This window comes from Labrenzia sp. OB1, assembly GCF_001624695.1.
In the GTDB taxonomy this organism is placed as follows: Bacteria; Pseudomonadota; Alphaproteobacteria; order Rhizobiales; family Stappiaceae; genus Roseibium.
The window spans coordinates 141,010-166,284 of the sequence record NZ_JSEP01000001.1 but is presented as its reverse complement, the minus strand read 5'-3'; the positions used below and the strand labels follow the sequence as shown (position 1 = coordinate 166,284).

Here is a 25,275-nt window from a genome sequence, read left to right as displayed (position 1 = left end):
CTGACGCCCGGTCGTGGTCGACCGGGCGTCCGTCGGATCAGTGACTGATCATCCATGGCCGTTTTGAGGGAAAGGTTTTGCTGCCGTCGGCCTTGTAGACCGCGCTGGAGCGGAAGTTTCCCTTGCTGCTGCCCGAACAGCAGGAACATCCGGCAGGATGACGCTTGCGGGCGTCCTTCGCCCGGTCCTCGCGCCCGGACCTGGTCGAGAAGACCGGATTGTGGCGCGCGGTTTCGTTGCGCTCGAAGGCCGAGCGCTGCTCCGTTGAAAGACCCGGCATGTTCGGCGCGCGCAGGAGAGCCCGGGGGGCCTCCTGCCGGCAAGCCGGGCATTCGATCGGATCGGCATGCGCGGACATCGGCCGCTGGGCGGTGATCGGTCCGCAGGAAGCGCAGAGATAGTCATAGACCGGCATGGGGGCTCCTTAAAGGTCCGGTGCCAGCGGCACGTCGATGGACCCGTCGAGATGTTTTATCGGCCCGTCCGATCCCGGCATCATGTCGAATTCGAAGATGTCGGTGGGCAGCCACAAGGTGGCGCAGGCATTGGGAATGTCGACCACGCCGGAGATATGTCCCTGTACCGGGGCGGTGCCGAGAATGGCGTAGGCCTGAGCGCCGGTGTAGCCGAATTTCTTCATGTATTCGATGGCGTTGAGACAGGCCATGCGATAGGCGATATGCACATCCAGGTAATGCTGAGTGCCGGCCTCGTCGACCGAAATGCCTTCGAAGATCAGGTAGTCGTCGTATTTCGGCGTGATCGGAGAGGGCTTGAAAATCGGATTCTTGACGCCGTATTTGGCGATGCCGTCCTTGATGAGCGTGACACGGATGTGCAGCCAACCGGCCATCTCGATCGCACCGCAGAAGGTGATCTCGCCGTCGCCCTGGCTGAAGTGCAGGTCTCCCATGGAGAGGCCGGCCCCGTCGACATAGACCGGGAAGTAGATCTTCGAACCGCGGGACAGATCCTTGATGTCGCAGTTTCCGCCATGTTCGCGCGGCGGCACGGTGCGGGCGCCTTCCGCCGCGGCCTTGTCCCTGGCTTCGCCCTTCATCTGGCCCATATGCGCCGACTGGGTGTTTGGCAGGGCGGCGAGGGCAGGAACGCGGTCCGGATCGGTGTTGAAGAGAGATGTCTCGCGTTCGTTCCAGGTGTCGAGCATCTTGCGGTCCGGCAGGCAGCCGATCAGGCCAGGGTGGATCAGCCCGGCGTAGTTGACGCCCGGTACGTGACGCGAACGGGTGAACATGCCCTCGATGTCCCAGATAGACTTCTGCGCTTCCGGGAAGTGTTCGGTCAGGAAACCGCCGCCATTCTGCTTGGAGAAGAAACCGTTGAAGCCCCAGAGCATTTCTTCCTTGGCGCCGATGTCGAGAATGTCGACGACTAGAAGGTCACCCGGTTCGGCCCCTTTCACGCCGATCGGGCCGGACAGGTAGTGTACCTGTTCCAGTTCAACGTCGAGCACATCGGCGGCATCGTCGTCGTTCTTGATCTGGCCGCCGGTCCAGTCGTAGGTCTCGATCTTGAAATCGTCGCCCGGCTCGACCCAGACCGCCATCGGAATATCCGGATGCCAGCGGTTGTGGATCTTCTCGTTGGTATGCGGAGACTCGCTCAAGTCTACCGAAATCAGCGTATCAGCCATGGGGTTCTCCTCTTGAAAATGCGCCGTTATCTCGAGCGCGGTTGAGCTTTGAAAGATCCGGATCAGACGGACAGGAACGCGGAGACCTTGTCTTCGTCGACGTTCTCGCGGGGTTCGTCGTGGACCAGCCGCCCGTTCTCCAGAACAAGCACCCGGTCGGCGACGTCGAGTGCGAAGGACAGCACCTGTTCGGAGACGACGATGGACAGGCCACGCTCGTCGCGGATGCGCTTCAGCACCCGTGCCATTTCGCGGATGATCGACGGCTGGATACCTTCCGTCGGCTCGTCCAGAAGCAGGACCTTGGGATTGGTCGCGAGCGCCCGGGCGATGGCGAGCTGCTGTTGCTGTCCGCCGGAAAGGTTGCCACCGCGCCGGCTCTTCATGTCGAGCAGCACCGGGAAGAGTTCATAGATATCTCCCGGCACCTTGCTTCGCCCGCTTATGGTGAGGCCGGTCTCGATATTCTCTTCGACCGTCATGGTCGGAAAGATCATCCGGCCCTGGGGCACATAGGCGATGCCTCTGGCGACGCGCTCGTAGCTCTTGAGCGTGGTGATGTCGATGCCGTCGACGGCGGCGTTGCCGTTGCTGGTCGGGACGATGCCCATCAGCGATTTCATGAGCGTGGTCTTGCCCATGCCGTTGCGGCCCATGATGGCGATGATCTCGCCGGGCGAAACGGTGAAGTCGAGGCCGTGCAGAACTTCGCTCTGGCCGTAGGCGACGTGGTAATGTGCGACATTCAGCATGATTGCCCCCTAATGACCGAGATAGACGTCGATGACTTTCGGGTCCGACTGCACCTTGGCCATGGAGCCCTCGGAGAGGATCTTGCCCTGGTGCAGGACAGTGACCCGATGGGCGATGTCCTCGACGAATTTCATGTCATGCTCGACCACCATCACGGAGCGGCCCTTGGTGATTTCGTTGAGGAGTTTCGCGGTCTGTTTGCGTTCGGAGACGCTCATGCCGGCCACAGGCTCGTCCAGCATCAAAAGCTCCGGGTCCTGGATCAGCAGCATGCCGATCTCCAGCCACTGTTTCTGGCCGTGGCTCAAAAGGGCCGCCTGCATGTCCAGCAGCGTGTCGAGAAACACCATTTCGGCAATCTCGCGAACCCGTCCTGTCACCTCCGCGTCCCGCTGGAAGGACAGGGCGCCCCAGACACTGCGCCCGCGCGGAAAGGAGAGTTCCAGGTTTTCGAAGACCGTCAGGTCCTCATAGATGGATGGATTCTGGAACTTGCGTCCGACCCCCTCGCGGACGATCTCGTGTTCGCGCATCTCGGTCAGTTCCCTGTTGCGGAACTTGATCGAGCCGTCTGTCGCCTTTGTCCTGCCGCAGATGAGGTCGAGCACGGTGGTCTTGCCGGCGCCGTTGGGGCCGATGATGACGTGGATCTCGTTCTCGTCGACGTAGAGGTTGAGGTCGTTGACCGCCTTGAAGCCGTCAAAGGAAACCGTCAGGTTCTCGATGGCGAGCAGGAAGTCCGTGTTGTTGGTGACGGTGTTCATCGCTATGCGCTCCTACTCTGCCGGCCTGGCGGCGGGTTCGGGTTCGAATGCCGGTGTGTCGAGGGGATCCGCCCCGGAGGAGCCTCCCTCCGGTGGCTTGCGGAAGATCCAGCGGTCAACATGAGGGGCCAGATAGCTGCGATAGAGACCGGACAATCCGTTCGGGAATACCAGCACGACGGCGATGAACAGCGCGCCGAGGCCGAACAGCCAAAGCTCAGGGAAGGTCTCGGAAAAGGTCGTCTTGGCCCAGTTGACCAACAGCGTTCCATAGACCGCGCCGAAGATCGACAGGCGGCCGCCGACCGCGCAGAAGATCACCATCTCGATGGAGGGGACGATGCCGACGAAAGAGGGGGACATGAAGCCGACCTGAAGGGTGAACATCGCCCCGCCGATGGCGGACAGGACGGCGGCGAAGCAGAACACGAAGATCTTGAAGTTGGCCACGTCGTAGCCGGAGAAACGGACCCGATCCTCCTTGTCGCGCAGGGCGACCAGAAGCCGTCCGAGTTTGCTTTTCAACACGAACTGGCACAGCACCAGAACGCCGAGCAGCAGCGCGCCGTTGAGAAAATAGAGGACGTACTTGGCATCATCGGACCGGATGTCCCAGCCTTTCAGGGTCCTCAGATCGGTGATGCCGTTGACGCCGCCGGTGTAGCCCTGCTGGCCGATGATCAGGATTGTCAGGATCGCCGCGATTGCCTGGGTGATGATGGCGAAATAGACCCCACCCACCCGGCGCTTGAACATCGCGGCGCCGATGATGAAGGCGAACAGAGCCGGGACGACCAGGATCGCCACAAGGGTGAAGGTCAGGCTGTTGAAGGGTTCCCAGAACCAGGGCAGTTCCGTGATCTGGTTCCAGTCCATGAAGTCCGGAATGCCGGGCGTCGACTGAATGGCGGTTGCCTCCGGGGTGGAGGATTCCAGTTTCAGATACATGGCCATGCAGTAACCGCCGAGGCCGAAAAAGACGCCCTGGCCGAGACTGAGGATACCGCCCTTGCCCCAGCACAGCACCAGACCTATGGCGACGAAGGCGTAGGTCAGATATTTGCCGATCAGATTGAGCCGGAAAATATCCATGGACATCGGCATGACGACGAAGAGCAACGCGGCCAGGATAAGAAGGGCGAGGACGTCCTGCCGCGCCATGAAGGATTTCAGGTTGATCATCAGAACCTCCTCAGCGACGGATCTTGGCGGAGAAAAGACCTTCCGGGCGCAGCATCAGAATGCCGACCACGGTCAGGAGCGTGAGTACCTTGGCCATCGAGCCGGACAGGAAGAACTCCATGGTCGACTGGGCCTGGCTGATGGCGAAGGAGGAGGCGATGGTGCCGAGCAGGCTGGCCGCGCCGCCGAAGACGACGATCAGGAAGGTGTCGACGATATAGAGCTGGCCGGCGGTCGGTCCGGTGGAGCCGATCATGGTGAAGGCGCTGCCGGCCACACCGGCAATGCCGCAGCCGAGCGCGAAGGTCATGCGGTCGACTTTCTCAGTGTTGATGCCGACGGCGCCTGCCATCACCCGGTTCTGCACCACCGCCCGGGACTGCATGCCCGTGCGCGAGCGGAACATCAGGAAATAGACGCTGACCGCGATCACCAGTGTCAGCACCATCACGAAGATGCCGTTGATCGGGATTTCGATGATGTCGGTGAGGGGTACGGACCCGAGCAGCCAGTCGGGCAGGGTCACGCCGACCTCGCGGGCGCCGAAAATCGACCGGTAGGCCTGCTGCAGGATGAGACTGAGGCCCCAGGTGGCCAGCAGCGTGTCGAGAGGCCTTCGGTAGAGATGCCTGATCATTGACCATTCCACCAGCGCTCCCAGCGCGCCGGCGGTGAAAAAGGCCAGGATCATGGCGAAGAAGAAGTAGACGCCGAACAGCGCGGGAACAAACGCTTCGACGAAGTTCGAGCACAGATAGGTAACATAGGCGCCGAGGATCATGAACTCGCCGTGGGCCATGTTGATGACGCCCATCTGGCCGAAAATGATTGCAAGGCCCAGGGCCATCAGGACGAACACGGAAAACAGGATCAGTCCGGCAAAGCCCTGCATGGCGAAAATGGACCCGAGTTCTGTCCATGTGTAGTCGGCGAACATTGCGCGCGTCTCCATGCTGCGGGGCCGGGTTGACTGAACCCTGCGCCCCTCTTGCGGGAAAAAGTGTGGAACGGTGTCGGATTGGGGCGCTGCACGGGCTGCATGCGCGCAACGCCCCCGAGTGTGACCCGCCGTGGCGGCGGGCAGGGCCTTTCCCGAGTTTCCCCCTGGCCTCAACGGGGGCGGATCGGGAAAGGCAGCCTGGGCCTGGGCTTACTGGTAGCCTTCCGGGAAGGGATCCGGCTCCATCAGGTCCGCAGTTTCATAGACCAGCTCGTACTGGCCGTCGGGCTTGGCGAGGCCGATGCGGGTCTTCGACCACAGGTGATGGTTCTCATGCACACGGACATAGCCTTCCGGTGCCGTGGTCAGTTCGATGCCCGGAGATGCCAGACGCACCTTGTCGATGTCGAAGCTGCCGGCCTTTTCGACCGCTGCCTTCCACAGCCAGGGACCGAGATAGGCGGCCTGGGTCACGTCGCCGATGACGATCTCGTCGCCCCACATTTCCTTGAAGGCGCTGACGAATTCCTTGTTGTTCTCATTGTCGAGGGACTGGAAGTATTTCATCGCGGCATAGGCGCCTTCGATGTTTTCCCCGCCAATGCCGCGGATTTCGTCTTCGGTCACCGAGATGGTGAGCAGAACCGGCTTTTCCTTGGTCATGTCGATGCCGGCCGCCTTGAGCTGCTTGTAGAAGGCAACGTTGGAGCCGCCGACGACGATCGCATAGATCACGTCAGGCTTTTTCAGCTTGATCTTGTTGATGACCGAGTTGAACTGGGTGTGGCCGAGCGGATAGTACTCCTCGCCGACAACCTTCATGCCCAGCTTCTCGATGTGCTTGCGGGCTATCTTGTTGGAGGTGCGCGGCCAGATATAGTCGGAGCCGAGCAGGTAGAAACTCTTGGCGCCCTTTTCCTTGGCGACCCAGTCGATGCCGGCGAGGATCTGCTGGGTGGCTTCCTGGCCGGTGTAGATCACGTTCGGGGACTGCTCCAGGCCTTCGTAGAAAGTCGGGTAGTAGAGCATGCCGTTGTACTGTTCGAAGACCGGCAGGACGGCCTTGCGCGATGCGGAGGTCCAGCAGCCGAAGACCGCAGCGACCTTGTCGCTTACCAGAAGCTTCTTGGCTTTTTCAGCGAATGTGGGCCAGTCGGAGCCTCCGTCTTCCTGGATGTATTCGATCTTGCGTCCGAGGACACCGCCCATGGCATTGATCTGCTCGATCGCGAGCTTTTCGGCCTGCACCGATCCGGTTTCGGAAATCGCCATCGTACCGGTGACGGAATGCAGGATGCCGACCTTCACCGTGTCTTCGGTGACCGCGAGACCGGTCGTGTTCACGTCATCGGCGTGCCCCGGCGCAATGGCGCCCGCAGTGACCAGCATTGCCGCAGCGGCCGTCCCCGTCAGGACAGACCGGCGTGAGAGCCGGTGTTCAATCAAGTCTTTCAGACGTCGCATTCTTGGACCCCTCCGTGTTTGAGGTTGAAGCAGAGTGCCGGACGGCGTCTCTGCATGTTTCAAGGCTCGTCTGAATTTGTGCACTGCCGCAATGCGTCAGTTGCTGTGGGTTAATTGACTTATTTCCGGAGGGGGCAATGTGTGAAAGAATTCAAAGTTTGTGAAGCTTTTCACAAAGAATATTTGCGATAAAAGCGCAAGTTTCGAGAAGAAGTTTTGCGACCTTTCTAGGTTGGATAGCGGGAGTAAATATTGAATTCTCAAACCGTAGATTGATTTCTGATGAATACAATCAAATAGGCATGAATATTGCTAGAAATCACAAGACTGCGTGCGTGCAGAATTATTCTGGCGGGAATGCCGGAAGAATAAGCGCTCTGCACATGAATGATGATTGCGGTGCACAATCGATAGGCTCCGCGTCGGGGTGATCGGAAGGTCGGGTGGGGTGAATGCCAAGTCATCAGCGGGTGGTCCGCTTGCGTCGGACCTACAATCAATGGGTGGCCAATCAGACCCTGGAAGACTTTGCTCTGCGCTTCACCGCGAAGAGCGCGCGCCGCTGGTCCCCGGTCTGGGTTGCCAATACCGCTCTCGGTGCCATTTCCTTTCTCGCCCTTGAGGCCATCGGGGCTTCCATCACGTACAACTACGGCTTCACCAACGCGGTTTCGTCGATCCTCGTGGTCGGGTTGATCATTTTCATCACCGGTCTGCCAATCTCGTTCTACGCGGTCAAATACGGCGTCGATATCGACCTTCTGACCCGTGGCGCCGGCTTCGGCTATATCGGCTCGACGGTGACTTCGCTGATCTATGCCAGCTTCACCTTCATCTTTTTCGCGCTGGAAGCGGCTATCATGGCGACTGCGCTGGAACTGTTTTTCGGCGTGCCCCTGAACATCGGATATCTGGTCTGCACACTGGTGATCATTCCACTGGTGGTCTATGGCATCACGCTTATCAGCCGCCTGCAGATCTACACCCAGCCGGTCTGGATCGTCCTGCAGCTCCTGCCGTTCGCGTTTCTGGCCTGGCAGGGCCTGGCGCCGCTGGAGGACTGGCAGAATTTCTCCGGCCGCTACGGCGACGAGGGAGGCCGCTTTGACCTTCTGCTGTTCGGGGCCGCCAGCGCCGTTCTGTTTTCCCTGATCGCGCAGATCGGCGAACAGGTGGATTTCCTCCGCTTTCTGCCGCGCAAACGGCAGGGGCAGAAGCTCAAGTGGTGGCTGGCCATGCTGGCGGCGGGGCCTGGCTGGATCGTGATCGGCGCCATCAAACTGCTGTTCGGATCCTTCCTGGTGGTGGTCGCGCTGCAGAGCGGGCTCAGTCCGGACAAGGCTGTCGAGCCGACGCATATGTATCTGGTGGCCTTCACCCGGGCGACGACCCCTGAAGTGGCCATCGCACTGACCGGTGTCTTTGTGATCGTCTGCCAGATCAAGATCAACGTCACCAATTCCTATGCAGGTTCGATCGCCTGGTCGAATTTCTTTTCCCGCCTGACGCACAGCCATCCGGGCCGGGTGGTCTGGCTGGTGTTCAACGTGGCGATTGCCCTCGCGCTGATGGAGCTCGGTGTCTACAAGGCGCTCGAGCGCACGCTGGGGCTTTATTCCGTGGTGGCGGTCGCCTGGATCGGCGCGCTCTTCGCGGATCTGGTGATCAACAAGCCGCTCGGCCTGAGCCCGCCTCATATCGAATTCAAACGCGCCCACCTTTACGACATCAATCCTGTCGGGCTCGGGTCGATGACCATCGCCAGCCTGACCGCGCTGGTGGCCTATTCCGGCGTGTTCGGCCAGACCGCCCACGCGCTTGCCAGCTATATCGCCTTGATCGTGGCCATCGTGCTGGCGCCGCTGATCGCCTATGCCACCAAGGGGCGCTATTACATCGCCCGTCAGCCGGAAGCTCCGGCGAAAGGGGCGGAAGCGCAGAAACTGTCCCTGCGCTGCTGCATCTGCGAGCATACCTTCGAGCGCGAGGACATGGCCCATTGTCCGGTCTACGCCGGTCCGATCTGCTCGCTGTGCTGTTCGCTGGACGCGCGCTGCGAGGATGACTGCAAGGAAAATGCGCGCATCGGCGACCAGGTGAAGGCTTTGCTGCACGCCTTGTTGCCGAAAGACGTGGCGGGGTGGATCAGTTCGCGCCTCGGTATCTATCTGTCGGTGATGATGGTTGTCACCGTTTCGCTCGGCGCGATCCTGTCGCTGGTTTATGTCGAGGCGAGCATGCTCGGCTCGGATGACAGCCGCGAGGGCATTGGCCGGGCGCTGACGCAAGTGTTTTTCATTCTGCTCGTGATCTCGGGCGTGATGACCTGGCTGTTTGTGCTTGTGCATGAAAGCCGCAAGTTCGCCAATGAGGAAACCCGGCGTCAGACCAGCCTTCTGATGCGCGAGATCAGGGCGCACAAACGCACGGACGCGAAGCTGGAGAAAGCCAAGGAGGTGGCCGAGTCCGCCAATCAGGCCAAGAGCCGCTACGTGGTCGGAATCAGCCACGAACTGCGTTCACCGCTCAATGCGATCGCCGGTTATGCGCAACTGATGCGCAAGGACCCCGCCATCCCGGTGCACCGGCGCGATGCGGTCAAGGTGATCCAGCATTCGGCGGACCATCTGGCCGGTCTCATCGAGGGGCTGCTCGACATTTCCAAGATCGAGGCCGGGCACCTGACGATCTACCGCGAGCGCTTCAACCTGCACGAATTCCTGGCTCAGATCGTTGACATGTTCCGCCTGCAGACCGACGCCAAGGCACTGCAGTTCAACTTCGAACCCGCCGCGAACCTGCCGGTCTATGTGTTCGGCGATGACAAACGCTTGCGCCAGGTCCTGATAAACCTGCTGTCCAATGCGATCAAATGGACCGATTCCGGCAGCGTCACCCTTATGGTGACCTATCACAGCCAGGTAGCCGAATTCGCGGTTATCGACACGGGCATCGGCATCGCCCGGGAAAATCTGGAGCGGATCTTCAACCCGTTCGAGCGGATCGAGGAGGAGGGCAGGTTGTCCGTCCCCGGCACCGGCCTCGGGCTGACCATCACCAAATTGCTCAGCGAGATCATGGGCGGCGACATCCAGGTGCGGAGCGAGCCGGGTAGGGGCAGCCGTTTCAAGGTTCGTATGTTGCTCAGTGCCGCCGAGGCTCCGGCGAGATCGGTTCGCTCCGAAAAGCGGATTGTCGGCTATCAGGGGCCGGTCCAGACGGTGATGGTGGTCGATGACGATCCCACGCAGAGGACGCTGATCCGGGATGTCCTGACACCGCTCGGATTCAAGGTCCTGATGGCTCCGGGTGGCCAGGCCTGTCTGGAGATGGCCGGGACCGAGCAGCCGGACGCCTTCCTTCTGGATATCAGCATGCCGGGCATGAGCGGCTGGCGGCTGGCGCGCAAGCTGCGCGAAAGCGGGCACGGCGATGCGGTCATCATCATGATTTCAGCCAATGCGGACGACAGCGGCCGCGATCCTCTGCACCGGATCTATCACGACGACTATCTGGTGAAGCCGGTGCGGCTCGACGATCTTCTGGAGAAACTGCATCTGGCCCTGAAGCTTGTCTGGCGCACGGATGAGCCTCAGAGCCGGACAGTGCTGCAGGACGACACGCCGGCCGGACCCGCGGACTTCGACAGCGCCGCGCTGCCCTCGGAGGAGAGCCTCGGAATGCTGAAACAGCTCAGCAGCATCGGCTACATGCGCGGCATCCGGGCCAAGCTGGACGACATCGAGGCACATGAGCCGCATGCGGCGGGCTTCGTTGCCCACATGCGCGACCTTATCCGCGAATTCGACCTGACCCGATATGACAAACTCCTGGAAAGGCTCGGACATGATCATGAATGCTCTTAGCGAGACTGTGCTGGTTGTCGACGATACGCCGTCCTCTCTGGGCATGCTGACGGATGCGCTGGAGGAAGCCGGTTACACGGTTCTGGTGGCGCGGGACGGACGGAAAGCCCTCGATATTGTCCGGCAGGTCACCCCGAGCGCTATCCTGATGGATGCGGTCATGCCCGACCTCGACGGTTTCGAGACCAGCAAACGGCTGAAGGCCTTCGAGGCGCTGCGCGACGTGCCGGTGTTGTTCATGACAGGCCTGAGCGAGACCGAGCATATCGTCCGTGGTCTGGAGGCAGGTGGGGTGGACTACATTACCAAACCGGTCAACCCGGAGGAACTGATCGCCCGCTTGCGGGTGCATGTCGCCAATGCCCGCAATTCCCACAGCGCCCATGTGGCGCTGGACGCGTCCGGCCGGTTCCTGCTGTCGGTCGATCTGTCCGGGAACATCCGCTGGGCAACGCCTCAGGCACTTGAACTGATCGAAGGCTACCCGGTTGGCGAATCCGTCATCGGCGGAAAACTTCCGGTGTCGACGATCGAGTGGCTGCGCCAGCTTTTGCTCGATTCCGGCAAGGCGCCGCAGATGGGGCGGGACACCGTCGCCAGCATGTCCGGGCGGGAGTTGAGGTTCAGCTATGCCGGCGTGATCAGCAACTCCGAGCACCTTTTAAGGGTGGTCGAAGTCTCCGGGGGCGAGCCGTCGGATGTGCTGAAGGCGGCGTTCAATCTGACCGAACGCGAGGCGGAAGTCCTGAGCTGGATCGCCAACGGCAAGTCGAACAAGGAAATCGCCGCGATCCTGGAGATGAGCCCGAGGACGGTCAACAAGCATCTGGACCGCATCTTCGGCAAGCTCGGCGTCGAGAACCGCACGTCGGCGGCCATCCTGTCCCTGAGAAAGCTGCTGGAGCAATAGACCCGGCGGGGGCCTATCCCGGCGTTGTGCCGTTGGTGAACACATAGACCGAATAAAGGGATGTGGTGCCGCAGATGAACAGCCGGTTTCGCATGGCGCCGCCGAAGGTGACGTTGGCGACGATCTCCGGGATCCGGATCTTGCCGATCATCACCCCATCCGGCCGGATGCAGTGGACGCCTTCGGCGGAACTTGTCCAGACCCGTCCTTCCCGGTCGATCCGAAAACCGTCGTAAAGCCCGCTCGTGCTTGTCGCGAATACGCTGCCGCCTGACAGCCTGCCGTTCTCGCCGACCTCGAACCGCCTGATGTGGGCGGGACCGTCCTCCTGGTGGGTGATGCCCGTGTCGGCGATATATAAAAAGCGTTCATCGGGTGAAAAGGCCAGACCGTTTGGCTGGACGAAATCATCAGCCACCCGGTCTATACCGCCCTGCGGATCGATCCGGTAAACGTGGCATCCGTCCTGCTCGAGCGGACACACCTTGCCCTCATAGTCGGTGGCGATCCCGTAGAACGGATCTGTGAACCAGATGCTTCCGTCGGAAGATACGACGACGTCGTTGGGGGAGTTGAGCCGCTTGCCCTCAAAGCTGTCGGCCAGCACGATCACCGAACCATCATGTTCGGTGCGGGTCACCCGTCTGGTAAGATGTTCACAGCTGACCAGACGGCCCTGACGATCAACCGTGTTACCGTTGGAGAAATTTGACGGTGCGCGGAACACCGACACCGATCCGTCCGTTTCGTCCCAGCGCATCATCCGGTTGTTGGGAATGTCGGACCAGACGAGATAGCGTCCGGCTGCGAACCAGGCCGGACCTTCGCACCACCTGGCGCCAGTCCATAGCCGCTCGACGTGAATGTGCGGCGCGAACAGCATTTTGTACTCCTGTTCGATGACTTCGAATCCGACACCCTCTGAAATTATCATGGAACCTGCCTTCCTCTGCTTGCCGACCGGCTGTTTCCGCCCGGCGGAGACATGGCCGGGAGACATCTACAGGGGCGCGTTCGCCGCCTCGGAAATGCCGATGTTCGCCGCGTTATTGCACACTTCCGAACAGCTTGAATTGCTTGCACATTAATTGGCCAACTGGTATACATATCTACTGGTATGATGAATACCAGATAATAGATACCGGATGTAGAGGGAGGAAACAAATGGTATTCAAGAGAACTTTCACCGCCGCTTTGGCGGGTGTCGCTCTTGCGGCCGTCAACGCAATGCCGGCGACCGCGGCAGAGGGTGACTGGGTTATCGCGCTGTCCAATGCCTATTACGGCAATACGTGGCGCCATCAGATGGTTGAGGCTTTCGAGGGAGCCGCTACCGAAGCCAAAGAAGACGGTTTGATCTCCGACTTTATCGTGATGAATGGCGATGGATCGGTCGCTGCTCAGAACAGCGCCATCGCGGAACTCATTCTGCGCGGTGTGGACATGATTGCAGTCAACGCCGCGTCTGAAACAGCGGTCAATGGCGTCATCGAACAGGCGTGCGAAGCCGGCATCATTGTCGTGTCATTCGACTCGATTGCGTCTGCGCCGTGCAACTACCAGCTCAATTTCGATTTCAAGGGCTACAAGATGGCGCAGGCACGCGCAGCGCTTGATCTCATCGGAGGCAAAGGAAACATCATTCAGGTCCGTGGTGTGGCTGGGTCCGCTCCCGATGAAGCCATGTTCGCGGCCCAGAACGAAGTCCTGAAGGAGTATCCGGACATCAATGTCGCCGCTGTGGTCGTTGGTCAGGCCACCGCGTCGGTCGCCCAGGCGGCGATTACCAACGTTCTGCCGAGCCTGCCACGCATCGATGCGGTTCTGGCGCAGGGCGGAAGTGACGACGTCGGCATTGCGCAGGCGTTTTCGCAGTATGGCGGCGAATATGCCGGCAACATGCCGGTGATTGAAGGCGGTGGTGGTACCGACTTCGTCAAATGGTGGGTCGAGGAAAACAAGGAGACGGGCTATCAGACCGTGTCCATGAACACCACGCCGGGAATTGGCGGTGCGGTCTTCTGGCTTGGCCTCGCAATGCTCAATGGTGCCGAAGCCCCCAAGGAAATGATCATGCCGGTGGCAACGGTCAATGCCGATAACCTGGAATCCTACAGCGACCTTCCGAGCGGCCGGATTATCAGTCCGTCCTATTCTCCGGAATGGGTTGAAGAGAACCTGGTGAAATAAAGCCGGCAGAACTCCAACCAAGCATTCAAGCGCGTCTGGCCGGCCAAATCCGTTTGGCCGGCCAGACTTCCAGAGCCCCTTGTGCGGCCATTCCGGAGGCATCCTTGATCAAGAATACTGAAGCCGTGTCGCTGTCGGAAATTTCTCCGGCACCGGTGCAGGCGATAAACGGATTCGCCGGCAGTGTTGCGCTCGCCGGCATCACCAAGGACTTCGGTCCGACGCGGGCCAACGACCATATCGATATCGTCATCAATCCGGGTGAGGTTCTCGGACTGGTCGGTGGCAACGGCGCGGGCAAGTCCACCTTGATGAAAATTCTTTCCGGCGCGGTGACACCCACCTCGGGCTCGATTGCCTTCGATGGAGAAAATACCGATTTCGAACGCTACAACACGGCCGCGGCCCAGGCGCGCGGCATCCGGATGGTGCATCAGGAGCTTTCGCTCTGCACCAACCTTTCGGTCGCGGAGAACTTCTTTCTGGAATCGCCGGACAGCATGCTTCCGGTGCCCGGCTGGCGCGGCCGGCATCGCGCGCGTGCCGCAACCGCTCTCGATGACGTCTTTCCCGATATCACCTTCAGGGTTGACGACAACGTCGGACGATTGTCCATCAGCGAGCGGCAAATGGTCGAGATCGCCCGGGCGGCGGCCACGCCCGGGGTTCGCCTGATCGTTCTGGATGAGCCGACATCGTCCCTCGACCAGACCCGCTCGATGCAACTGAGGGAGTTCGTGCGCCGGAAGGCGAGTGAAGGCATGGCCTTCATCTTCATCAGTCACAAGCTCGAGGATATCATCGACATAGCAACCAGGGTTGTGGTGCTGCGCAACGGCAGGCTCGCCTGGCAGGGGGCAGCCCGCGAAGCGACGATCGAGCATCTCGTCGAACTCATGGGCGGTGACGTCAATGTCATTCACCAGCATGCTGTCGAAAGCAAACAGGAAGCAGGAGAAGGTGTGATCAGACTGACGGGCGGCCTGGTCGAGCCCATAGGTCATCCCGTCGAGATCCGCCACGGGGAGATCGTCGGTCTGGCAGGTCTGGAAGGCAACGGTCAGCGTGAACTGCTTCATGCGGTCTTCGCTCCCCACGGCAGGAACCGCGATGTGGAGCGCGATGCCGCCGCCAGCTTCATAGCCGGCGACCGGCAGAAGGAAGGGGTGTTTTCTCAGTGGAACGTCCTGGCGAATATCAGCATCGGCCGCATTGCCGGCCGGTTCCCGCTGGGGTTCGTCTCCGACGCTGAAGAGCGCAAGGAAGCCGCGCATCACGCGGCACGGCTCGGCCTGGACGAGGAGCGGTTCAACTCGAACATTCTGGAATTGAGCGGCGGCAACCAGCAGAAGGCGCTCGTCGCGCGGGCCCTTGCCGCCGATACGCCGATCCTGCTGCTCGACGATCCGACGCGCGGCGTCGATGTGGCGACGAAACAGGATTTCTACAAGCTTTGCAACAACGCGGCCAAGGAAGGGCGCATCCTCATCTGGTACACGACCGAGGATGCCGAACTGCTTGCCGCCGATCGCGTGCTTGTCTTTTCCGACGGAAAGATCGTGCGGGAACTTGTGGGCGAGGAAATTTCCGAAGAAGCTATCGTCGGCGCGTCCTTCGCGCATGCCCGCGAGAGCAAGGCCGAACAGACCCAGGCCCGCAGTTCCGCCGCCGCGTGGGCGACGCGCCTTGTTGATGCGGCGCCTTTCATCGGGCTTGCACTGGTTCTGACCGCGATGATTTCACTCAACCCCCGGGTTGCCTCCACCTTCGGCATGGATCTGCTGCTGCTGCCGGCACTTTCGCTGGTGCTGGTCACGGCTGCGCAGATGTTCATCATAGGTGGCAGCGAGATCGATCTCGGTGTCGGCGCGTTCGCCGGGCTCATAAGCGTTCTCGCGGCAACGGTGCTCTATACGAACCCGCTGCTCGGGGCAGGAGCGATCCTGCTGACGATTTCACTCTATGCGTCCATGGGGGCGCTTATCCAGGTTCGCAAAATTCCTGCGATTGTCGTGACGCTCGGAGCGTCGTTCATCTGGGCGGGGCTGGGGCTCACAATCCAGCCGACGCCCGGCGGGACCAGCCCCGACTGGCTGAGAGCCATGGTCACCTGGTCGCTCGGGGGGATTCCAAAATCGGTGGTCCTGATCGCCATTGCCGCAGTGATCATCGTCCTCATCGACAGATCGCCTCTGGGAGTTGTTCTTCGCGGCTTCGGCAACAATCCGCAATCGGCCATCCGCTCGGGCTGGTCGGCGGTGCGTTTCGCGGTCGTGCGCTATTTCATCGCCGGTGTGTTCGCCGGTGTCGCGGGACTGTCGCTGACAGCCATCAACACGGCCAGTGACATCAATGCTGGCAACTCCTTCACTCTGCTCAGCGTCGCGGCCGCCGTGATGGGGGGATGCCTGCTGCTTGGCGGTGTCATTTCCCCTATCGGTGTGGTGGCCGGCGCAGTGACGCTGTCCCTGATCGGCGCGTTGCTGGGCATGCTCAACGTCAGCAGCGACTATTACATAGCCACGCAGGGGATTATCCTGATTGTCCTGCTGGCGCTGCGAAGCCTGGTGTCACGGGAGCGTAAATCATGACCATCGTGCAGCGTTTCCTGTCCTGGACGCATGGCAACCGCTGGATCTGGTCGGCCATTGCCGTTGTGATCGTGTGGATCATCCTGTCCGTGGTGACAAACCGGTTCAGCCTGTCGAGTGTTTCCGGCGTTGTCCTGTCGGCGTCTTTTCTGACGCTCATCAGTCTCGGGCAGATGTTCGTCTTGTCCACAGGGCGGGGAAACATCGATCTGTCGATCCCGGCGGTCCTGACCCTGAGCGCCTTCGTGGCGCTGATCGTGATCCGCGGCGAAGACGCCAATCTCGTGGCCGGCGTTCTGGCCGCGCTTTTTCTGGGGCTGGGCATCGGTGCGGTGAATGCCTTCCTTGTTGTGATCATCGGAATTCCGGCGATCATCGCCACTTTGTCGTCCGGCTTCGTGCTTGCCACCGCGACGTTGCTGGCAAACCGGGCGATCCCGGGCTTCGCCGTCAGTCCGACCCTGCGATACATCGCAACGGCCAAGATCGGCGGACTTCCGGTCATGGCCATCGTCGCGTTCGCAACTGTGGTGCTGGCCGCGATCGTGCTGCGGTATTCCGTTTATGGAAAACAACTGTCGGCGACAGGTCAGAGCCGCGATGCCGCTCGGCTTGCCGGGGTCGCGGTGAAGCGCATCGAGGCGAGCGCGTTTTTCATCTCCTCGACGCTGGCCTCCCTGACCGGTCTGTTTCTTGGCGCATTTGTCGGTGGCGCGTTTCTGGAAATGGGGCAGGCCTACCTTCTGCAGTCGATTGCGGCTGTCGTGGTAGGCGGGACGCTGATTTTCGGTGGCTCGTCGACGGCCTTTGGAACGATGTTCGCCAGTATCCTCCTGATCCTGATCGTTACCACGATGCAGATCATGAGCCTGCCGTTGGGCACGCAGAACATGGTTCAGGGTGTCGTCGTCATCCTGGTGCTTGCACTGGCCGGTGTTGAGCGTTCGGCCCGGGGCAAACGGAAGACGCCGGATGAGGACGGGTCGCCCGAAGTTTCAGGCGAGATGGGGCAAGCCTCGCAATGACTTCAGTTGCGCTGGAGCGACGCCCGGCCGGCTTGACGCCAGCCGGGCTTCCGGGATGATGCGCGTGGCAAGAGCGGCAGGAAGGCTCGCGCGCAAGGAAACCTGAATATCGAAGAGGACTGACAGAATGGCCGCCACCATCCAGGCATGGATCGGAACAAGCTGGAAGATGAACAAGCTGCTGGCCGATGCCAGGCGCTTTGCCGAGGGGCTCATTGCAAGCGAAGACGACCGCGACCCGCGCATCCAGCGCTTCGTGATCCCGCCCTTCACAGCCGTGCGGGAGGTCAAGACAATGCTTGCCTCCACATCCGTGAAGGTGGGCGCGCAGAACATGCATTGGCAGGACGCCGGCGCATGGACAGGGGAGGTGTCCCCGGCGATGCTGACGGACTGCTGTCTGGATATCGTCGAATTGGGACATTCCGAACGCCGGGCCCATTTTGGCGAAACGGACGAAACGGTCGGATTGAAGACGGAAGCCGCTGTGCGTCACGGGCTGATCCCGCTGATCTGTATCGGCGAGACGCTGGCGGAACGGGAAGCCGGACAGGCGCGCGCTGTTCTGGAAACCCAGGTTCGCGCGGCGCTGGGCAAGTTGTCGGGAGAGCAGAAGCAGGCCGGCGTCCTGCTGGCCTACGAGCCGGTCTGGGCAATCGGGGTCAATGGTATTCCGGCCACTTCAGACTATGCGGATGCCCGGCAGGCGGAAATCATCGAGGTTGCCGAAGAGGTTCTTGGAAGACGAATCCCGTGCCTTTATGGCGGTTCGGTCAATCCGGGAAATTGCGAGGAGCTGATTTCCTGCCCGCATGTGGACGGGCTGTTCATCGGCCGGTCCGCCTGGGATGTCGAGGGATATCTCGACATCCTTTCCAGATGTTCGGGCAAGCTTGGCGCGCTCTTGAGATGAAGCGATAATCACGGCGGCGGACTGCAGCATGTATCCGCACTCCGCCTGCCCCATGAACACAAGGTTAGAACCGGAACTTCCGCTCAGCGCATGAGCAGGATCGGCACCTTGCAGGTGCGGATCATTTCCGATGTGGTCGAGCCGATGATCAGGCTGCGGATCCGGGAATGGCCGTAGGCTCCCATGACAACCAGATCGAAACCCTTTTCCTCAACGAGCTTGCCGAGCGTATTGTCCGGCTTGCCGTTCTCGATGAGGATCTCGGCTTCAAATCCTCCGGCTGACAATGTCGCCTTCGCGTTTTCGAGGGCCTTGCGAATATCCGGGGTTTCCACTCCCGCGAACGCCAGCGCGACCGGGATGTCCGCAAGCAGACGGTTGCGCGCCAGATAGTCCACGGCCTTCAGCGATGAGTGTCCGCCGTCGAAGGCAACCAGAACCTTGGTGACCGGCTTGAACTCGCGGTTTGCGACGAAGATCGGTTTGCTGCTTGAGCGGGCGACCCGCTCCAGATTCGAACCGAGATGGAGCTTGGCAAAATCCGCTGCTTCACCGCGTTTGCCGATGACGATCATGTCGCCGGTGTCTTCCTTGGCGAGGACGGTCTCAACCAGATCTCCCTGCCGCAGCCGTGTTTCCACACGCACACCTTCGGCCTCGACGATTGCCTGGGCATCCTCGAGGATCGCCCGTCCCTGGGCGTGGGCGAGTTTGGCGCGCCTTGTGTCGAGTTCGCTCAGCTCCTCCAGAATGTGGGAGCGCGCACCGAGCTCGATTGCGCCACTGAGATCCTGCCGGTCGACACCCTGGCGGCGTCCGAGGACGTGGTAGATCTTGACCGTGGCCTCGATCCTTTTGGCGATCCATGCCGCATAGTGGCAGACGCTTTGCGAGTATTTCGAACCGTCCACAAGGGCAATCAATGTGCCTGTAGTCATATGAGCCTCCCTAATGCCCCAGCAGTTTTTCCATGGCGCCCGGCTTGTCGTGGATCGCAAGGCTGTCGACAATGGTTTCCGATGCCTCGTTCATTCCGACGATGTCCACTTCCGCGCCTTCGCGGCGGAATTTCAGGACTGCCATGTCGAGGGCGGCGACCGATGAAATGTCCCAGATATGGGCGCGGCTGACATCGATTGTCACCTTCTCGGCTGCTTCCTTGAAGTCGAGTGCCTTCATGAAATCCTCCGAGGAGGCGAAGAACAGCTGTCCCGCGATTTGATAGGTCCGATGCCGCCCGTCCGGGCTGATCGTCGTCGTTACACGGAAAATCTGCGAGATCTTCCAGGCAAAGAACAGGCCCGAGAGCAACACGCCGACGAGCACGCCGATGGCAAGGTTGTGGGTGTAGACCACGAAGAACACCGTCGCCAGCATGACTATGGATGACGAGCGGGGATGCTCTTTCAGGTTTTTGATCGAGCTCCAGGAGAATGTGCCGATCGACACCATGATCATGATCGAAACAAGAGCGGCCATGGGGATCTGGCCGACGAGATCGCCCAAGACCACCACCATGAAGAGAAGAAAGACACCGGCTGCGAAGCAGGACAGGCGTCCGCGTCCGCCGGACTTCACGTTGATCATCGACTGGCCGATCATGGCACATCCGGCCATGCCGCCAATGAAACCGGTTGCCGTGTTGGCGATGCCCTGGCCGATGCATTCCTGGTTCCGGTCGGAAGGCGTATCGGTAAGATCGTCCACGATCTGCTGGGTCATCAGGCTTTCCAGCAGGCCGACGACGGCGACGGCAAGCGAATAGGGGAAGATGATCTGCAGGGTCTCGAAGGTCAGCGGGATATCCGGGATCAGGAATATCGGCAGCGTGTTCGGGAGTTCTCCCATATCGCCGACGGTGCGCACATCCCAGCCGAAGGTGATCGACAGGACGGTCAGCACGATGATTGTCACAAGCGGCGAGGGAATGACCTTGGTCACACGCGGGAACAGATAGATGATCGCAAGACCGGCGGCGACGAGCGCAAAGGTCAGGAGCGGCACGCGCGAGGGATCCAGTTCCGGCAGCTGCGCCATGAAGATCAGGATCGCCAGCGCGTTGACGAAGCCTGTCATGACGGAGCGGGAAACGAAGCGCATCACGTATCCGAGCTTCAGCAATCCGGCGCCGATCTGCAGCAGTCCGGCAAGAACGGTGGCGGCAAGCAGATATTGCAGCCCGTAATCCTTGACCAGGGTCACCATGAGCACCGCCGTTGCGGCGGTTGCGGCCGAGATCATGCCGGGGCGGCCACCGGTTATGGCGACAAGCACGGCGATGGAAAAGGACGCATAGAGTCCGACCTTCGGATCGACGCCCGCAATGATGGAGAAGGCGATAGCCTCCGGGATCAGGGCGAGTGCAACGACGAGGCCCGACAGCAGGTCGGCCCGGATGTTACCCGTCCATTGGTTTTTGTATTGAGTGAAGGAGATCATAAACAGCCCAAAGTTCTGTCATCCGGAGCGGCATTTCCGGCTACGGTGGTTCAAGATAAAGTTTCGGGTTGTCCGGCGGATCGGCGGCCGGAAGAGCCACCCGGGAATCTCACCCGGGTCCGTGTGATCCGGGTCTCTTAGCGTGTTGCAGTGCAAAAGCCAAGTCATGATAGGCCGGCACTGCGACGGCCCTCGTTCTGAATGCCGTTTCAGAAACGCATGCATATGGCCTTGACGATCAGGGTGGCGGACACGGCGCCGGGGTCCGGATGACCGAGGCTTCTGTCGCCCAGGCGCGCGGCACGGCCCAGTGTCGCGACCATATCGCGGGTGGACGCTGCACCGGCTTCCGCCGCGGCGAGGACGTCGGCCGAGGTTCCTCCCGCTGCCGCGATGTCGGCGGCTGGCCTCCAGGCGTCGATCATCGTCTTCTGGCCAGTCTCGGCCTTGCCGCGATGGGTGATGCCGTCCGCCATGGCCACGATTACAAATCTCAGGTCATCGGCTGCGATCGATGTCGCGGGGCCGACCTGTTTTCCCGCTCGCATGAAGGCCGTCGCATAAAGAGGTCCGGAGGACGCGCCGACAGCGTTCAGAAAGCCCTTCGCTGCGGCGTTGAAGAGGTCCTGAAGGCTGCAGTCCTCCAGGTCTGCGGCCAAATCACGCGCGGCACTTGCCGCTGCCGCCATGCCCTGTTCCATGGCGATGCCATGGTCGGCATCGCCGATTTCTCCGTCAAGGGCGCACAGGGTATCGCGCTCGGCCGCCATCACCCGGGCGAGTTCGTCCAGCAGCGCTTGCAGGTCTTTTGCCGTGAAATCCATGGGTTACCTTACCTGAAACATCGCACAGTCGCAGGGATGGTCGAGCATCTGCTTCAACTCGCTGTCCAGATGCATGACCGTGATCGATGCTCCGGCCATTTCCATGGATGTGCAGTAGGGGCCGACGAGGCTTGTGTGGATGTTCAGACCGGCCTCGCCGAGCCGTTCGGCGACGCGTGCATAAAGGATGTAAAGCTCCATCAGCGGGGTCGATCCGAGCGAGTTCACCAGGACCGCGACTTCATCTCCTGCTCCGGCTGCCATTTCCGCAAGGATGGCATCCATGATTTCATCGGCAACGGCATCGGCGCTTTGCAGCGGACCACGGCGAACGCCTGGCTCGCCGTGAATGCCCATGCCGATTTCCATTTCGCCGGCGGCCAACTGGAAATTGGGACGGCGGGTATGCGGCAGGGAACAGGCGGAAAGGGCAACGCCCATCGTGTAAGTCCGGTCGTTCGCGTGGCGGGCGACGCGCTCGACCTCATCGAGAGACAGGCCCTTGTCGGCGGCGGCACCCGCCGCCTTGAAGATGAAGACATTTCCCGCGACACCCCGGCGCGTCGCACGGGCCTCGCGGGGCGCTGATGCGATGTCGTCGGTGGTCAACACCGTGCGCGCCTCGATGTCCTCAAGTTCGAGCATCTCCGCCGCCATGTCGAAGTTCATGACGTCGCCGGCATAGTTGCCATACATGAAGAGGACGCCTTCGCCGCCATCGACCGCCATTGCGGCATCAACGACTGGCTGGGGCGGAGGGGAGGCGAACACATTTCCAATGGCCGCGGCATCGGCCAGGCCCTTGCCGACGAAGCCAAGAAATGTCGGCTCATGACCCGAGCCCCCGCCGATGATCAGCCCGACCTTGCCTTTTCGGGGGCCGTCCCTGGCGATCACCGCCCGCGGTGCGTTCTCCGGTCGCCACAGGTGGCTGCCATGTGCCGCCATGATCCCCGACAGCATCTCGTCAACCGCGTCTTCGCCGGCGTTGATGAGCTTTTGCGTCTGATCCATTGAAATATCCTCCTCGTCGAAATCCCGGAGTCGCTCCCCGTTTCAGGAAACAGTCCTCGACTCACTCCCGGTCTCCATCAGAAACCGAAAAGGCGTCGATGAGAAGGGGGCGATTCGCGCTGGAATCTGTCCGGATCAACTCGCGTGGTATTTGGAATCGACTGTATCGATCGCACCTACATTTCCTGCCGACGGCCCGGCGGGATCGAAGGATTTTTCCAGATAGGCATCGACGATGGTCTTGGCGAGTTCGCCGGCGATCGTGCGGGCGCCGAGAGTAATGACCTGGGCGTTGTTCGAGGTTGCCGCCTTGCCGGCCGAATAGGAGTCGCTGACGAGCGCGGCTCTTATGCCCGGTACCTTGTTGGCCGCGATGCAGACACCGATACCGGTGCCGCAGCACAGGATGGCCCTGTCGTAGGTTCCTTCCATCACCTGGCTGGCAACGCGATCGGCCAGGTTGGCATAAAACCGGTCGGGACCATTTTCGGTATGCGAGATTTCGGAGATCTCGAATCGGTCCTTGAGATGATCGGCCAGAATACGCGCAAGCCCTTCCCCCGCGCTGTCGCCGGCAACTGCAATTTTCATGAAACTTCTCCTGGAAACGTCTTTGGGGTTGGCAGCGTGAGAGGTTTTCGGGAACGTCCGGACTGATATTCTTTTTAACGGCCGGTCGCCGGTGGAGCATGCGAAAGGCTCTGTTATCCGCTGCGATTGTCATGGTTTGAATTTGAAACTGGTATAATGAGATGATAGCATCTAATCAATCCCGCTTGCAACGAAGGCCGGAGGGGCCAGTTGTCCAAGGGAAAAATTTTCCTCGCGAGACTGGCCTTGCAACAGCTGCGTGCCTTCATCCCCGTGCAATGAACAGGAAAGAATTGACAACGACGTCCGTGTAATGGCGTTTGAGGGCAAAGATGCGGATTGTGCCCGGGCGCATGCGCTGATGGACAATGATGTTGAAACTGGAGACTTAGAATGGCGAGTGTGCTTGAACAACTCAGAAACATGACGGTCGTTGTCGCGGACACCGGCGATGTTGCGGCCGTAAAGGCCTTTGCACCGGTGGATTGCACGACGAACCCGTCTCTGGTGCTGGGAGCGCTCAAGGACCCGGCGTCGGAGGCCTTGATCGTCCGGGAGATTGAAACCGGGCGCAAAAACGGCTTGTCGCCGGAACAGGTCACCGATGTGCTTACGGTCGCCATCGGCGCCGAGTTGACGACGCTGGTTCCTGGCCGCGTCTCGACCGAAGTGGATGCCTGCCTGTCTTTCGACACGGATGCCTCCGTCAAGCGGGCACACGCGATTGTCGCCGAATACGACAGACGGGGTGTCGGCAAGGAGCGGATCCTCATCAAACTCGCTTCGACATGGGAAGGTATCCGGGCGGCCGAGATCCTGCAGCGCGAGGGCATTGACTGCAACCTGACGCTTCTGTTCTCGATGGCCCAGGCCGTGGCCTGCGCCGATGCCGGCGCTTTCCTGATTTCGCCCTTCGTCGGACGCATCACCGATTGGTACAAGAAGGCGGAAGGGCGCGACAGCTATGCGCCCGATGAGGATCCGGGTGTCAAATCGGTTCGTTCGATCTACGACTATTACAAGTCCAACGGTATCTCCACCGTCGTGATGGGAGCGTCGTTCCGCAACACCGGGCAGATCATGGCCCTGGCGGGATGCGATAACCTGACCATTGCACCGAAGCTGCTGACCGAGCTGGAAAGCGACACCTCCGAACTGAAGAGAGTGTTGTCGCCGGAAAATGCAACAGGCGTTGCTCCTGTCGAAATGGGCGAGGCGGCGTTCCGTTGGCAGATGAATGCGGACCCGATGGCAACCGAAAAGCTCGCCGAGGGCATCCGCAACTTCGACAAGGACCACAAGACACTGATTAACCTCGTCGCGGAACGCATGACGGCGTCCGCAGCCTGACGCCGGACTTAGCCTGATGCCGCATGTCCGTTCCGGCGGACTGCGGCATTCAATCGGAGCGCGCCATGATCGAAGAACCACCCGTCCTGACGCTCAGGCGGAATTTCAATCGCCCGACACCGGAGCAGATCGAAGCCTTCCGGGACGTTCCGACCGGTTTCGTCTGCGATGCCATGAACGGTCAGGGCGCGCTGGACTGCGCCATACAGCCCATCGGCAATGGCCGCGATGTCGATTGCAGGGCCGTCGGTCCGGCCCTTGTCGCGGAGAACGGTCCTGCGGAAATTCTCGCCACCATGGGCGCGCTGCATGTCCTGGAGCCGGGCGACATCGTCGTCTCGGCAGTTCACGGTCATCGCAACTGTTCGGCCTCGGGGGATCAGTTCTGCGGCATGCTCAAGAACAAGGGGGCGGCCGGGTTTGTGACCGACGGGGCGATGCGGGATTATGAAGGCATCGTCGAAGTCGGCATGCCCGTCTGGTGTGCCGGCCTCAGCCCCAATTCACCTTACTCCAACGGTCCGGCACGGGTCGGTTTCGGAGCGGTTGTCGGCGGGCGTCAGATCGAAAGCGGCGACCTGATCGTCGCGGACCGCAATGGCGTCGTGGTGGTGCCTTTCTCCGAGATAGATGCGGTGGCGGAAAAGGTCCGGCAGGTGCGTGCCCTCGAGGAGGAACTCGAGGCGAAGGTTGCCAAGGGCTTCCATGACATGCAGCTCATCGCCGAGATGATTGCCGACGGGCGCGCTGTCGTCGTCGACTGACCTTTGCCGGCGAGAGGCGACGGGGCGTCATCCCCGCTTGG

At 60.9% G+C, this 25,275-nt stretch carries 21 protein-coding genes and 1 other annotated feature; of the genes, 8 read left to right on the top strand and 13 right to left on the bottom strand.

Annotation, left to right across the window (positions count from 1 at the left end; all coding sequences use genetic code 11):
* Positions 1 to 37: 37 nt before the first annotated feature.
* From OA90_RS00745 to urtA, 7 genes are all read right to left on the bottom strand, one after another.
* Positions 38 to 415, bottom strand: a complete 378-nt coding sequence (locus OA90_RS00745) for a zinc ribbon domain-containing protein (protein ID WP_068405614.1) — start codon at positions 413 to 415, stop codon at positions 38 to 40.
* Positions 416 to 424: 9 nt separating this feature from the next.
* Positions 425 to 1,654 carry a formamidase gene (gene fmdA / locus OA90_RS00740; RefSeq protein WP_068405611.1) on the bottom strand — a complete coding sequence of 410 codons (1,230 nt, stop codon included), beginning with the start codon at positions 1,652 to 1,654 and terminating at the stop codon, positions 425 to 427.
* Between the two features lie 62 nt (positions 1,655 to 1,716).
* On the bottom strand, positions 1,717 to 2,406 hold the full coding sequence (gene urtE, locus OA90_RS00735) for an urea ABC transporter ATP-binding subunit UrtE (protein WP_068405608.1): 690 nt from the start codon (positions 2,404 to 2,406) through the stop codon (positions 1,717 to 1,719).
* A 9-nt stretch (positions 2,407 to 2,415) separates the two neighbouring features.
* Positions 2,416 to 3,171, bottom strand: coding sequence for an urea ABC transporter ATP-binding protein UrtD (gene urtD / locus OA90_RS00730; RefSeq protein ID WP_068405606.1), 756 nt, complete (start codon positions 3,169 to 3,171; stop codon positions 2,416 to 2,418).
* 12 nt (positions 3,172 to 3,183) lie between these two features.
* Positions 3,184 to 4,353, bottom strand: a complete 1,170-nt coding sequence (gene urtC / locus OA90_RS00725; protein WP_068405603.1) for an urea ABC transporter permease subunit UrtC — start codon at positions 4,351 to 4,353, stop codon at positions 3,184 to 3,186.
* A 10-nt stretch (positions 4,354 to 4,363) separates the two neighbouring features.
* The gene (urtB, locus tag OA90_RS00720) at positions 4,364 to 5,290 is read right to left on the bottom strand and encodes an urea ABC transporter permease subunit UrtB (RefSeq protein WP_068405600.1); all 927 of its coding nucleotides are present in this window, start codon (positions 5,288 to 5,290) and stop codon (positions 4,364 to 4,366) included.
* 213 nt (positions 5,291 to 5,503) lie between these two features.
* On the bottom strand, positions 5,504 to 6,682 hold the full coding sequence (gene urtA / locus OA90_RS00715) for an urea ABC transporter substrate-binding protein (protein WP_244274516.1): 1,179 nt from the start codon (positions 6,680 to 6,682) through the stop codon (positions 5,504 to 5,506).
* A 527-nt stretch (positions 6,683 to 7,209) separates the two neighbouring features.
* Here urtA and OA90_RS00710 point away from each other — a divergent pair.
* Both OA90_RS00710 and OA90_RS00705 read left to right on the top strand, forming a co-directional pair.
* On the top strand, positions 7,210 to 10,623 hold the full coding sequence (locus OA90_RS00710) for an ATP-binding protein (protein ID WP_068405594.1): 3,414 nt from the start codon (positions 7,210 to 7,212) through the stop codon (positions 10,621 to 10,623).
* Positions 10,610 to 11,533 carry a response regulator transcription factor gene (locus OA90_RS00705; RefSeq protein WP_199823551.1) on the top strand — a complete coding sequence of 308 codons (924 nt, stop codon included), beginning with the start codon at positions 10,610 to 10,612 and terminating at the stop codon, positions 11,531 to 11,533. The genes OA90_RS00710 and OA90_RS00705 overlap by 14 nt, the downstream gene beginning before the upstream one ends.
* A 13-nt stretch (positions 11,534 to 11,546) precedes the next feature.
* On the opposite strand, the gene OA90_RS00700 is transcribed toward OA90_RS00705, so the two are convergent.
* Positions 11,547 to 12,467 (bottom strand): SMP-30/gluconolactonase/LRE family protein, encoded by a 921-nt coding sequence (locus OA90_RS00700; protein WP_068405588.1) that lies wholly within the window; start codon positions 12,465 to 12,467, stop codon positions 11,547 to 11,549.
* A gap of 230 nt (positions 12,468 to 12,697) precedes the next feature.
* Here OA90_RS00700 and OA90_RS00695 point away from each other — a divergent pair, with 230 nt between their 5' ends.
* From OA90_RS00695 to OA90_RS00680, 4 genes are all read left to right on the top strand, one after another.
* Positions 12,698 to 13,723 (top strand): ABC transporter substrate-binding protein, encoded by a 1,026-nt coding sequence (locus OA90_RS00695; RefSeq protein ID WP_068405585.1) that lies wholly within the window; start codon positions 12,698 to 12,700, stop codon positions 13,721 to 13,723.
* A gap of 104 nt (positions 13,724 to 13,827) precedes the next feature.
* Positions 13,828 to 16,314: an ATP-binding cassette domain-containing protein gene (locus OA90_RS00690; protein ID WP_199823549.1), complete on the top strand. Its 2,487-nt coding sequence runs from the start codon at positions 13,828 to 13,830 to the stop codon at positions 16,312 to 16,314.
* Complete coding sequence (locus OA90_RS00685) at positions 16,311 to 17,339, top strand: ABC transporter permease (protein ID WP_068405583.1); 1,029 nt, start codon at positions 16,311 to 16,313, stop codon at positions 17,337 to 17,339. The genes OA90_RS00690 and OA90_RS00685 overlap by 4 nt, the downstream gene beginning before the upstream one ends.
* Positions 17,340 to 17,466: 127 nt before the next feature.
* Positions 17,467 to 18,252, top strand: a complete 786-nt coding sequence (locus OA90_RS00680; protein WP_068405580.1) for a triose-phosphate isomerase — start codon at positions 17,467 to 17,469, stop codon at positions 18,250 to 18,252.
* Positions 18,253 to 18,335: 83 nt separating this feature from the next.
* Here OA90_RS00680 and OA90_RS00675 read toward each other — a convergent pair whose 3' ends face one another.
* The 5 genes from OA90_RS00675 to OA90_RS00655 form a co-directional block, all read right to left on the bottom strand.
* Complete coding sequence (locus OA90_RS00675) at positions 18,336 to 19,190, bottom strand: universal stress protein (protein WP_068405577.1); 855 nt, start codon at positions 19,188 to 19,190, stop codon at positions 18,336 to 18,338.
* A 10-nt stretch (positions 19,191 to 19,200) separates the two neighbouring features.
* Positions 19,201 to 20,691: a SulP family inorganic anion transporter gene (locus OA90_RS00670; protein ID WP_068405574.1), complete on the bottom strand. Its 1,491-nt coding sequence runs from the start codon at positions 20,689 to 20,691 to the stop codon at positions 19,201 to 19,203.
* 66 nt (positions 20,692 to 20,757) lie between these two features.
* Positions 20,758 to 20,815 (bottom strand) — a sequence feature (sul1 is cis-regulatory element that is thought to sense ions involved in sulfur or methionine metabolism; They are found in Alphaproteobacteria).
* Between the two features lie 85 nt (positions 20,816 to 20,900).
* Positions 20,901 to 21,515, bottom strand: a complete 615-nt coding sequence (gene dhaL, locus OA90_RS00665; protein WP_068405571.1) for a dihydroxyacetone kinase subunit DhaL — start codon at positions 21,513 to 21,515, stop codon at positions 20,901 to 20,903.
* A gap of 3 nt (positions 21,516 to 21,518) precedes the next feature.
* Positions 21,519 to 22,529, bottom strand: a complete 1,011-nt coding sequence (locus OA90_RS00660; RefSeq protein ID WP_068405568.1) for a dihydroxyacetone kinase subunit DhaK — start codon at positions 22,527 to 22,529, stop codon at positions 21,519 to 21,521.
* Between the two features lie 135 nt (positions 22,530 to 22,664).
* Positions 22,665 to 23,120 (bottom strand): RpiB/LacA/LacB family sugar-phosphate isomerase, encoded by a 456-nt coding sequence (locus OA90_RS00655; RefSeq protein WP_068405566.1) that lies wholly within the window; start codon positions 23,118 to 23,120, stop codon positions 22,665 to 22,667.
* Positions 23,121 to 23,513: 393 nt separating this feature from the next.
* On the opposite strand from OA90_RS00655, the gene tal reads away from it, so the two are divergent.
* Together tal and OA90_RS00645 are read left to right on the top strand one after the other, a co-directional pair.
* The gene (tal, locus tag OA90_RS00650) at positions 23,514 to 24,470 is read left to right on the top strand and encodes a transaldolase (protein ID WP_068405564.1); all 957 of its coding nucleotides are present in this window, start codon (positions 23,514 to 23,516) and stop codon (positions 24,468 to 24,470) included.
* 65 nt (positions 24,471 to 24,535) lie between these two features.
* On the top strand, positions 24,536 to 25,234 hold the full coding sequence (locus OA90_RS00645) for an RraA family protein (protein ID WP_068406545.1): 699 nt from the start codon (positions 24,536 to 24,538) through the stop codon (positions 25,232 to 25,234).
* Positions 25,235 to 25,275 lie beyond the last annotated feature (41 nt).